A 12,972-nucleotide genomic window follows, 5' to 3' on the forward strand; every position below is an offset into this window, starting at 1 on the left:
TCACCCCGACCAACGATGCGCCGACCATTGATGTGGTCGCCAATGACTTTACTGAAAACAGCGCCGTCGATGGCGATGTCGCCGCAACCTACACCACCTTTGATGAAGACGGCGATACACTGACGGTGGACTTTACTGCCGGCAGCAATGACGACGGTTACTATGCGTTAGTCAACGGCGAAGTGGTCTTGACCCAAGCCGGTGCTGATCTCGTCAACAACGGCGGCACCTTACCGCCAGTGGATTTAACCGTCTCTGATGGCAACTTAACCGGCCAAGACAGTGACACCCCGGCGATCACCCCGACCAACGATGCGCCGACCATTGATGTGGTCGCCAATGACTTTACTGAAAACAGCGCCGTCGATGGCGATGTCGCCGCAACCTACACCACCTTTGATGAAGACGGCGATACACTGACGGTGGACTTTACTGCCGGCAGCAATGACGACGGTTACTATGCGTTAGTCAACGGCGAAGTGGTCTTGACCCAAGCCGGTGCTGATCTCGTCAACGGCGGCGGCACCTTACCGCCAGTGGATTTAACCGTCTCTGATGGCAACTTAACCGGCCAAGACAGTGACACCCCGGCGATCACCCCGACCAACGACGCGCCGACCATTACTTCTCTAACAAGTATTGCTGTTTCAGAAGAAGGTTTAACCAGTGGTGTTGCTGATAATCAAGGTAATACAGATACGACTAATGCTGTGATTGCATCAGGAATAATTAATATCCTAGATGAAGACGGTGATCAGTTAACTGTGTCACTTTCTGGACCAAGCGGATTAACATCTGGTGGAGAAGCAATCTCCTGGATTTGGGATGCTAGTTCACAAACATTGACTGGATATACTGGCACTTTAGATCCAAGTTCTTATTCTGCTGTGATGACGATTACTTTGACAGCGCCTGCTGGCGGTTCATCAGGAGACTGGGAATACAACGTTACCTTGTTGGATGTATTAGACCACCCTATTACGACAGAAGAAGATGTATTAGCACTTGATATTGGCGTTCAAGTTGATGATGGCACCACAATTACTAATGGCAGTTTCACTGTAACGGTAGAAGATGATGCGCCTGAGGTTGATATTTCTGATCTAAGTGAAATTAATACCATAGGTACTTATAGCGGTCTATTAACCACCCTTGGTGCAGATGAAAACTATAGCTCAGACCTAACCACTAATATAGCAGGATGGAATGGTAGCAGTGTCACTTTTGCAGATTCAGGGATTACGGCAGGTGGATTAACCTTGTATTACTTTGTTGATCCAAGTAATCCAGAGCTGCTAATCGCTTACACAGATACAAGTGGTACTGCATCGGCTTACAATGCAAGTAATCCTGACCAAGCTTTAGTTTTCACTTTAACCACGAATCCTAATAGTGACAACTATGAATTTGATCTTTTACAAACTATCGATAACCTTGAAAGCTTTACGATAGCGACACTAGGTGGCTTAGGAGGCAATTCATCAGCAGTTTATGCCTCTTATAATGAAAGTGGTGTGTCTGTTTTAAGTAATGATATTAATGATGTGCCTGCTGGCAATGAATTGGCATTCGTCTTAACGTCTTCTGTAAATGGTTCAGCCGGTACTGTTAATGGTACTAATAGTGGCTTTGGAGTAAATAATCCTTTCGTAGATAAGGGTGAAGTGCTCACAGTTGATTATGCCCAAGCGGTTGCAACAGCAAAAATTAATTTCACTGGGGCTACCCTGATTCATTACAAGGCTTTTGATAGTAACGGCGTGTTGTTAGGCGAAGGTGATATAGGAAGCGGACTGGAGATTAGTAACTTAGGTCAAATTAGCTATATTCAGTTAATGACATCGTCTTTAGATGATAATTTCCAATTTACGGGTACTTCAGCTGAGGTTATTACTAGCTCTACTGAAGCGGTGGCGCTTGCATTTGATGTTACTGTTATTGACAGCGATGGCGATACCGATACTGGGGTAATTAACATTGATTTAGCGGCTCCGGGCGCTCCAATTGCAGCAGATGCAATTACTGTGGGTGAAGACACTCTTGCTTCTGGAAACGTATTAGCGAATGACACTGATATTAACTCAACCTTAGCAGTAATGAGCTTTACGGTTGCGGGATCAGCAAATATTCACGCAGCCGGTGCTAATGTAATGCTAGAGGGAGGTCAGTTACATCTATTACCTAATGGTAAATATACATTTACTCCTAATGAAAATTGGAATGGCCAAGCTCCTATTATCACTTACACTACCAACACGGGTTCAAAAACAACTCTCACTATTGATGTAACCGCTGTCGCCGACGCCCCTAATTTAGGTATAGAAAATGGAACAACAGTAGCGAGCCTTGATTTTGAGAGCTTCTCTCTTGGCAGCCGAAGCTGGAGAGGTGATGTAAGTCCGGATGAGTTAAATGCTATTGGTACTTGGGGCACCACCAATGCGTCAGGACATTTAGAGATTGGCTACGCATCGACTTATAACGTTGGTGGCAGTGATAATAAAGTAATGGAAATAGAAAATGGTGGTACTGACAATAATATCTTTGTAGATATAAAGTTAGTAGCGGGAAAATTCTATCAACTTGATTTAGATGCAGTCGCTCGTAACAATGTTCCCGATAATGTCGCGACTAGCTCAGACTTTAAAATTGAAATGCAAAATCTAGCTACTGGCGAGGTTACATTACTGAGTAGTATTGATTTCACTCAAGGTGGTATTTGGCAGCATATCAATCATATGCTTGCAGTTGATGAGACGGGCACTTATCGAATTAGCTTCACAGCACTAAATCCTAATAGCTATGGGGCGCTGTTAGATAATATAGAGCTGACCACAACCGAGCATAAAGGATTTGAAGATACGTATATCAAATTGAGCACTATTTCGGCTGAACTTGTAGATATTGATGGTTCAGAAACCCTTACGGTCAAAATAGATAATGTGTCTGATTTACCCTCTGGAACACAAATCAAAGGATTGTTTCAAGATTCATCTGGTAATTGGATAGAACAAGCGGTCGAAATAACTGCTGATACTAATAACCAATTTGATTTATCTAATTGGAACCTAAGTTCGCTTTTGATAAACATCCCAGATGCGGGCCTTCATAATTTAAGTATTATCGCCACAGCAATAGAAAATAATGGTGACACAGCAACAAGTACAATAGATCTTCCGATTGAAGTGATTACTCAATCAACAACGCCAATAACACGAAATATCGATGATTTGAATAACAAAGCGCTACTCACTAATGATGAAATTAATAATGATGGCATGCAAAGAACGGCTCAAAACATCAACGATGCTGAAGTTAAAGATGTTGATAATTATAACAATGACTTTAATAGCAACAGTCAAAGTGACAGTAACGACATTCTAGATGGCGGTATTGATAATGATTTATTTATCGGTGGCTTAGGTAATGACACCCTTATTGGCGGATTAGGTAACGATACCTTCGTATGGTCTAAGGGCGATACGGGTACCGACACAATTAAAAACTTTGAAATTAATAATGACGCCCTTGATATTAGTGATTTATTGCAGAATGAACAGAACGGAGATTTAGACAACGTCTTAGATTTCTCATTCAGTAACGGCAACACGACTATCTCTGTCGATGTTGACCTTAATGGTATTGTTGACCAATTTATTGTGCTTGATGGTGTAGACCTATCGCAGGAATACGCAAACACCACTGGCGAAGTTATCACTGACGGAGTTATTATTAACGGTTTACTCACTGATGGAGCACTCATTGTTGATACAACGGTGCCTGCGCCATCAACAGAGACCAACTATCAAGAACCATTGGATCAACTCAATGGAAATATTATTCCTTAATAACAACACATTGTCTGCGTCACATAGTATTATGTGACGCATATTTGCTTATTCTAACAATATAAATTAAGGACAATGATTAGGTGCCTAACCTTGCGTCTAACACAAGTGAACAGTGGACGATTTCTGCTTCCCAACGGGTAACGATCGATCCTTTACTCGACTGTTTAGTTTTATTGACTGAACATTTTGGAAGCCCTTGCTCAATAGATTCTCTTGCGGCGGGTCTTCCGCTGTCTGGTGCAGTCATCACACCCGATTTAATCCCTCAAGCAGCGGCTAGAGCTGGACTATCAGCTAAATTATCACGTAAAGATTTGAATCAGATTTCTGAAATATTATTACCTTGTATCTTATTATTAAAAGATAAAAAGGCCTGTATTCTTCGAGAAATCGATCTAGAGCAAGACCAAGCCATTATTCAATTACCCGAAACGGGCGGCGAACAAACCCTGACAATTGAAGGGTTAGAAACCTTATACGTCGGCTATTTATTTTTAGTTAAGCAAGATTATCGCGGCGATAAGAGTTTTGATGTTCACCTGCATGACAGCAGTACACATTGGCTAATGCAAAGTATCAAAGACTCTGCCCCCATTTACCGAGATGCGCTTATAGCCTCAGTATTAGTCAATCTGTTTGCGTTGGTTTCACCACTATTCATTATGAATGTCTATGACAAAGTGGTGCCCAATCTTGCGTTTGAATCACTTTGGGTTTTAGCTATAGGGGCAGGCATTGCCTATATATTTGACTTTATCATGCGTCAGTTACGCAGCTATTTAATCGATATTGCAGGCAAAAAAGTCGACATTATTGTTTCTTCAAAATTATTTGCCAAAGCCATTGGTATTCCGTTATCAAAACGTTCACCCAGTGTTGGAGGCATGGCCAGACAATTAGGTGAGTTTGACAGTATTCGAGAGTTTTTAACCTCTGCAACCATCACCACACTCGTTGACCTGCCATTTGCATTACTATTCGTGTTCATCATTTATATTGTTGCTGGTGATTTAGCGATTATTCCAGTGATTGGCAGCCTAATTATTATTGCTGTAACCTTTTACATACAACCTAAACTAAAACTGGCAATTGAAGAAAGTAATCGCTTTTCAAGTTTAAAACATGGCCATTTGATTGAAAGTTTAACCGCATTAGAATCAATTAAAGCCAACGGCGCCGAAGGGTTAGTACAAAAAAGCTGGCAACAAATGATCGGCCATACCGCTAATTGGCAACTAAAAACCAAAAAACTGTCTAATTATGTCAGTCATATTGCTAATTTTATGGTGCAATTAACTGTTGTGCTCGTCGTGGTATTGGGCGTATATCGATTAGCTGAAAATGAAATATCCATGGGTGGGATCATTGCCGCGGTCATGCTATCAAGCCGAGCCATCGCCCCCATGGCTCAATTAGCTGGGTTAATTACCCGTGGCAATCATACAATGAGTTCACTGCGCCAATTAGACGCGATTATGGAACAAGAAGATGAGTTTGAAGACAAAGGGAACCTAGCAAGCAAAGAACGATTTATGGGGAAAATAGAGGCTGATAATATCAGTTTTAGCTTTCCTGGTTCCGAAAAGCCCAGCTTACATCCTTTATCAATAAGTATTAATCCTGGTGAACGTATCGCCATTATTGGCCGTAATGGCTCAGGTAAAAGTACCTTAGCCAAATTACTGCTAGGATTATACAAACCGACTCAAGGCAGCCTGCGCTATGACGGCCTTGATGCAGGACAAATTCACCCTAGCGATCTTAGACGTAACTTTGGCTATTTACCCCAAGACGTCACCTTGTTTCACGGTACGATCCGCGACAATATTTTATTCGGTTCTCGCCAAGTAACTGAACATCAATTAATAAGAGCAATCCAGCTTTCTGGTGTGAGTATGTTTACTAACCTAGAATCAGAAGGTTTAGATCAACAAGTTGGTGAGGGAGGCTTGTCATTGAGCCGAGGTCAACGACAAACGGTAGCCTTAGCCAGAGCAACATTAAATGACCCATCCATATTATTAATGGATGAACCTACTGCTAGCCTTGATGCCCGCGCAGAAAAACAGTTTATTCGCTCAATGCAACTTGTTAGTCGCGATAGAACATTATTACTCATTACCCATAAGATGCATTTATTAAATCTAGTCGATCGTATTATTGTGCTCGAACGGGGTCATGTAGTGGCTGATGGCCCTAAAGATGAAGTTCTGGCTAAACTCAATTCTGGGACAATTTCTGGAGCCCAAAACTCATGAGTAAAAACCTTACCGCTGCAGACTTAGAAATGGTTGATGACGTATACGGTGCCATGATGACCGATGCTCCTTCAGGACATCGTCTGATCATTTGGTCACTGGCTGCAATGATGGTGTGCTTTGTTATTTGGGCTTATTTCTCGGAATTAGATCAGGTGACAACAGGAACCGGTAAAGTTATTCCATCTTCACAAATTCAAATTATTCAAAGTTTAGATGGCGGTATTTTACAAGACATCTACGTCCAAGAAGGGGTCATGGTCACCAAAGGACAATCTTTAGCCCGTATTGATGACACACGATTTCGCTCTGATTTCGACCAACAAGAACAAGAAGTCTTCGGATTACAAACCAACATTATTCGGATGCGCACTGAATTAGACAGCATTATCATCTCCGATATGTCTTCTGACTGGCGCGAACAAGTCAAAATCACTAAACAAAACTTGCTCTTTTCGCAGACCATTATTGACGAGGAGCCTGAACTGGTTAAGCGTCAACAAGAAGAATATTCTATTCGGCTTGATAATTTAAGTAACCAATTAGAAATTCTGGTGCGTCAAATCCAACAACGCCAACAGGAAATTGAAGAATTAGCGTCCAGAATTGGCACCCTTACAACAAGTTACCAATTAGTATCACGCGAGCTTGAATTGACTCGGCCGCTGGCCCGTAAAGGAATTGTCCCTGAAGTTGAACTGCTCAAACTTGAGCGCACAGTGAATGATATTCAAGGTGAATTACAATCTGTGAGACTTTTGCGGCCCAAGGTCAAAGCCTCAATGGATGAAGCCATCTTAAAACGCCGGGAAGCGGTGTTTGTTTATGCCACAGATTTACGCGCACAACTCAATGAAATGCAAACCAAATTATCTCGGATGAATCAGGCACAAAAAGGCGCATTTGATAAAGTCAGTAAAGCCGTCATTACCTCGCCTGTTATTGGAACAATTAAAAAGATTAATTTTAATACTTTGGGTGGTGTTGTGCAGCCAGGCGAAGAGATTATGGAAATTGTGCCATCAGAAGATAAACTACTGATAGAAACTAAAATTATCCCTAAAGATATTGCTTTTTTACATCCAGGATTACCAGCCATAGTGAAAGTTACCGCTTATGACTTCACTCGTTATGGTGGACTAAAAGGTACCGTTGAACATATTAGCGCCGATACATCACAAGATGAAGAAGGTAACAGTTTCTATATTGTAAAGGTACGAACAGAAGAATCCCGTTTATTGAAAGACAATGGCACAGAGATGCCAATAATCCCAGGGATGCTGACATCGGTTGATGTCATCACGGGAAAGAAATCCATACTTGAGTACATTTTAAATCCAATTTTAAGAGCGAAAGATACCGCTCTTAGAGAGCGCTAAGAAGACCAGGAGGGTTTTTTAATGATAACTATTATAAATCAGCAAAAAAAGCTGAGTATGATTGCATTGGCTTTATCAATATCGATAGCGCCAGCAGTCTCAAGCCAAACACTTGAGCAAGCAGTTGCACATACGCTAGACACAAACCCAGATTTACGTATCGCTTTTAATCGTTTTAAAGCGCGCGAAGAGCAAGTTAATCAGGCTGAAGCTGGCTACATGCCAACCTTAGATATTTCTGCTGGCTATGGCTGGGAGCAAACCGATAGCCCTTCGACTCGGCGTAAAGCAGGTCAAGGAGATGTAGATAATGACGGTATGATTGATTTAGAACGTGGCGAAGCCGGTTTTAGTATCAAACAAATGCTATTTGATGGTTTTTATACCAGTAGCGAAGTCGATCGTTATTCGTTTGAAGCCAGTGCTGATCAGTGGGCATTATTTTCCGCCGCTGAAGATATTGCCTTGGATGTTGCAAAAGTCTACTTAAACTACATTCGCAGTGAACAAGTATTACTGCTATCAGAGAAAAACCTCGCAAGTCATAAAGAGATTTATGATCAAATAAAACAGCGCACAGATTCTGGATTAGGATCGATAGCAGATTTATCGCAAATCACTGGTCGCCTTGCCCGCGCAAACGCCAATGTGATTTCAGCTAAAAATAATTTAAAAGATACTCGTGCAACCTTTATCAGAATTGTTGAAGCACAGCCTGACGACTTAATCCTGCCAGTGCCTGATGCCGATATGCTCCCGGAAAGCTTAGAACAAGGGCTCATGTCAGCAAAATCGAAACACCCTGTGTTAAAGTCAGCAGCAAATGACATTAATGCCGCTAAAAAAGAGCGTAGCTCAGCCAAAGCCAACTATTTCCCACAATTAAGTCTAGAGCTTAATGGTAACTGGAATAATGATACTGACGGCGAAGACGGCTACAGCACATTTAATAGCCAAAATGTTAACGGCTATAACAATGATTTAGTTGCTATGGTTCGGGTTAAATATAACCTTTTTTCTGGTGGTAAAGATGTCTCTAGAGATAGAGAAACGGCCTATAAAATTAACGAAGCTAAAGAGATCCAACAACGTGCTTATCGTCAAGTGGTTGAAGGTGTTTCTCTCGCTTGGAATGCCTATGAAATGCTCGCCCCACAAAAACAATTTATACGTGAACACGTTGTGGCGGCAAAACAGACTCAAGTGGCATATGAGCAACAATTTAACTTGGGTCAACGTACCCTTCTCGATTTACTCGATACTGAGAATGAACTATTTGAAGCGCGCAAAGATTACTTGAAAACCGAGTATGACGAAATTGCTGCTCGCTATAGAGTACTCAATTCGACTGGCGATCTACTCGACTCACTTCGAGTAACACGTCCAGGAGAATGGCGTGGTGAGCAAGATTATGAGGGAGGTGTTAAATGATGAAATATTTGCTAATTTTACTCGCATTGATTGCAACCGCAGGTTGTTCAATCAACGATATTGTCGAGTCTACGCCGTCTACACCACAAAAATTTGATCTTGCTGACAACGACCGTGATGGGGTGATAATGGCCCGCGAACGTTGTGCGGAGACCATTATGGATGCCGCAGCAGACAACTACGGTTGTGGTAGCATAAAAGACATCAATGAACGCCAAGAGTTAAAGATTCTATTTAGCAATAATTCTGCGGTTATCGATCAGCAGTATTATGATCAAATTGAACTCGTCGCTAAAATAATGCAAACCGACCCTACCACTAAGGTGACAATTGAAGGTCATACCAGCAAAATTGGAAGCTATGAGCTTAATTTAGCCTTATCTCAGAAACGTGCTAAAGCTGTCATTGAAGTGTTAGAAAACACATTTGGTATCGATGCAAGTCGTTTAGACGCCATTGGTTATAGTTTTGATCGCCCTATCGATAACAGTGGTACGCCAGAAGCCGAACGACGTAATCGTCGCGTGATCGCTGAAGTCGCAACCGATGATACCATTCCAGCAATGAGATGGAATATCTACACTGTCGACGAGAAAATGGAAGAGTGATAAATAAGGCATTGATTCTTTGAGTCATGAAGACAGCAAAGTAATCACATCGCTGTATAAAAGGGTCTGTCATTTTTCTATTATGGCATCGGCCCTTTTAGTTTCATGTTTATATGCGGCACCGACTCAAGAGTTAAACCAGCAAAAAACCGTTTCAGCATTGTCGGAACGTTATGGCGATAGAGCAGGATTACGAGCAAATGCTTGGTTTAAAATCGTTAATGATTCACAGAAACTTGCTGAAATAGAGAAATTAGAAAAAGTTAATCAGTTCTTTAACTTATTTCGATTCATTGATGATCAAACACTATGGGGCGATTCCAATTATTGGGCTTCGCCGATGGAGTTTATTGGGGCTAATGGGGGGGATTGTGAAGATTTTTCAATCGCGAAATACTTTACGCTTCTTCAACTTGGTATTGCTGAAGATAAACTCAGGATCACCATGGTAAAAGCAACATCGTTGAACCAGTATCATATGGTGTTAGCGTATTACGAAAAGCCTAATTCGATCCCGTTAGTGCTCGACAATTTAGATAAAACCATAAAGCTGGCAACGAAACGAAAAGATCTGCTGCCTGTTTATAGTTTTAATGGTCAACAATTATGGTTAAACAAAGAAAAAGGCCGAGGTGTGTTAGCTGGCTCATCATCACGCCTTGAAAAATGGACTGACCTTAAACTTAGACTAGGTGTAGACCGCTTACGCCAACCCAAACTCAACATGGAGTAGTGACAACATGACCCTGTTCAGGCAGATCTATGCGTTACTTTTCGGGCTTTTCTTGTTAACGATTGCAAGCGTAGCCTATGTACAATTTTCAGAGACTCAAAGTTTTTTAACACAACAGATGGAATCTGATCTCAATAATACCAGTAACTCATTAGGATTAATGTTAACGCCTGTTTTAGAAGCTGGTGATGATGCTGGAGCAGAAACATTAGTCAATGTTATTTTTGAGGGCGGCTATTATCAACAAATCAAATTAACCTGGTTAGTTGATGGCAAGCAGCAAGTGTGGAATAACGCTATTCGAGTAAATAATGTTCCTCAATGGTTTATCGATCTTAACTTGTTTAAAACCATTAACAAACAAACCACTATTACCTCTGGTTGGTTACAACTTGCCACGCTGGAAATTACTGCTCACCCCGGTTTTGGTTATCATGAACTATGGCGGACCATTTCAAATATTCTGATCCTATTTTCAATTTTATTTCTCATTGCCATCATATGTGCAAGGGTGGGACTCAGTTGGATTTTGAAACCATTAAATACCCTTTCTGTACACGCAAAAAAAATTGCCGAGCGCCAATTTGGTCCCGATATGCCAGCGCCAAAAACAAAGGAACTGAAAGAGCTAGTCAATGCATTTAACAGTATGTCTGCTCAATTAAAACAAGTCTTTAACTCCCTTGACGAAGAAGTTTCCGCATTAAGAAAGAAAAATCTCGTCGATCAAGTCTCAGGACTGCCAAATAGGCAGTATATGGTCAGTCGAGTCAATGGCTGGTTAAGCGAGCCCAGTACTGGTGCGCTTTATTTAGTCAAAATGGATTGGCTAGAAGACGTTTATAGCAAATACGGTTTCCAAGTTCGCGATGAGACCATTCGTATTCTGGCTCAGAAATTACAGCATCACCAGGATGAAATATCCTCCTCTGTTATCGCCCGTATTGCTGCGTATGAATTCGCCTTCCTTGTTGAAGATTGTGAACATGATCAACTGACGAAGTATTTACAAAGCCTAATACGTACTGTTAATAAAGAAATATCTAAATCTGGTTGTAAACCAAACGAACAGTTTTATATTGGTGTAGCAGAGCGCCTAGGGCAAATGACAGTATCAGATATGTTGGCACAAGCAGATAACGCACTCCAACAGTCCATTAAAGACGGCAAAGTGTTTCATTGGTTTGAAAATACTCAACAGCAACTGTTTACCCGAGAGGAATGGCGCAGTAATTTAAATCACGCGATAAAGAACAAAAAATTCCAATTCCGTTGGCAGCCGATTCAGCTTTGTGCCAGAGATGAAATTTGTCAGCGTGAGCTTTTTTGCCAACTGCAAATAGGTGACAAGACCCTCCATGCAGGACAATTTGTACCCTATATAGAGTTACTATCATTAGGTACAATGTTTGATCGCTGTTTGATAGAAACCGTCAATGAACATCGTTTACTTGAACGTAATTATGAACGAGTCGCCATCAATCTGACTTATCAAAGTATTAGCGATGCTGATTTTCATCTTTGGCTAAAACAGTTCCTTCGAACCAATAAATACCCTGAACGTATTTGCTTTGAAATCCCCGAAGCGAGTGTGTATAGCGATTTAGAATCCTGTGAAAGTCTGTGTAAAATCATTCGAGACTCTGGCGCTCACTTTGGTATAGACCATTTTGGTCGCCAATTCGGCTCAATGGCCTACTTGCAAAGCTTGCGACCAAACTATGTCAAACTTGACCAGTCACTGGCTTATATTGAAGATAATCAACACAGCAGTGAATTATGCCGCGCTTTAGTCAATGTCGCTAAAGGGTTAGATATTCAAGTGATTGTGACAGGGATCCAAGAAGCAACCCAATTGACAAGATTTACTGATCTCAGAGTCGATGCTTATCAAGGCTTTATTGTACCGCCAGTCAATGTGAAGTTATAAGTGGTATAGATTGATTAACTCACTCGTATTAACCACTCTTCGGAGTGGTTTTTTTATGTCGAGGTTATTGACTCACGAGCCATTGCCTCACAAGCCATTGACTCAAGGCTATGAACTCACCCGTTAACTCACTGCGGTTATTGAGCAAAAAAAATAGTGACTGGCTTGCCCAATCTCGATAACACGGCGCAAACCCCTCTGTGGAACATTGGCGCAACTCATGCCATGATTATACGCTGCGGGGCAACGACTACAGCTTCATGCCACCTAACGGCCAAGCTTATGCCACAATATTGAGCCATACCATTATATGAGATCAAACATAGCCTAAATGTTAGGGTAAATAGGCAAGGTTTACTGATAGACAAAGGCTAACTTAAGTTCGGGATAATAAACGGTTATCAAGCAGTTCTTTGCCCTGCTACCTGCCTTACATTTACTTGCAATAGACTTGAAAGTAAATGCAATAGACTAGCTATTGGCGCAGTGGTAACGACGTGAGGCGCTTTGTTAACAAAATAAATAGCAAGTTTGATATAAATTTAGGTTAAATTTGCTTATTTTAGCTTACTCCCCCTCTATTAACTTAAGTTGAGGTTCGTTACGTTTAATCTTGGAATATTAGCTATCAAATATATGATTGTAATTAATGATCAATATCGCCAAAAACAAAAAAGCCACTCATTAGAGTGGCTTTTTGTTAAATTGGTCGGTGATAGAGGATTCGAACCTCTGACCCTCTCGTCCCAAACGAGATGCGCTACCGGGCTGCGCTAATCACC

7 protein-coding genes are annotated in these 12,972 nt (G+C 41.4%); all 7 read left to right on the forward strand.

Annotated elements, in window-relative coordinates:
- On the forward strand, positions 1 to 3,848 hold a 3,848-nt coding region (locus AAEY93_RS19820), incomplete at its 5' end, for a beta strand repeat-containing protein (protein ID WP_351079306.1).
- An 83-nt stretch (positions 3,849 to 3,931) separates the two neighbouring features.
- Positions 3,932 to 6,109: a type I secretion system permease/ATPase gene (locus AAEY93_RS19825; protein ID WP_351079309.1), complete on the forward strand. Its 2,178-nt coding sequence runs from the start codon at positions 3,932 to 3,934 to the stop codon at positions 6,107 to 6,109.
- Positions 6,106 to 7,488 (forward strand): HlyD family type I secretion periplasmic adaptor subunit, encoded by a 1,383-nt coding sequence (locus AAEY93_RS19830; protein WP_351079312.1) that lies wholly within the window; start codon positions 6,106 to 6,108, stop codon positions 7,486 to 7,488. Before AAEY93_RS19825 ends, AAEY93_RS19830 begins: the two co-directional genes overlap by 4 nt.
- Positions 7,489 to 7,509: 21 nt before the next feature.
- A complete protein-coding gene (locus AAEY93_RS19835) occupies positions 7,510 to 8,919 on the forward strand; it encodes a TolC family outer membrane protein (protein ID WP_351079315.1) in 1,410 nt (469 codons plus the stop codon).
- Complete coding sequence (locus AAEY93_RS19840; RefSeq protein ID WP_351079321.1) at positions 8,919 to 9,527, forward strand: OmpA family protein; 609 nt, start codon at positions 8,919 to 8,921, stop codon at positions 9,525 to 9,527. The genes AAEY93_RS19835 and AAEY93_RS19840 overlap by 1 nt, the downstream gene beginning before the upstream one ends.
- Positions 9,528 to 9,609: 82 nt before the next feature.
- The gene (locus AAEY93_RS19845) at positions 9,610 to 10,260 is read left to right on the forward strand and encodes a transglutaminase-like cysteine peptidase (RefSeq protein ID WP_351079324.1); all 651 of its coding nucleotides are present in this window, start codon (positions 9,610 to 9,612) and stop codon (positions 10,258 to 10,260) included.
- A gap of 7 nt (positions 10,261 to 10,267) precedes the next feature.
- Positions 10,268 to 12,190, forward strand: a complete 1,923-nt coding sequence (locus AAEY93_RS19850) for a bifunctional diguanylate cyclase/phosphodiesterase (protein WP_351079318.1) — start codon at positions 10,268 to 10,270, stop codon at positions 12,188 to 12,190.
- The last annotated feature ends 782 nt before the right edge of the window (positions 12,191 to 12,972 follow it).

Source organism: Shewanella sp. CAL98-MNA-CIBAN-0140, from assembly GCF_040309905.1.
GTDB lineage: Bacteria > Pseudomonadota > Gammaproteobacteria > Enterobacterales > Shewanellaceae > Shewanella > Shewanella psychromarinicola.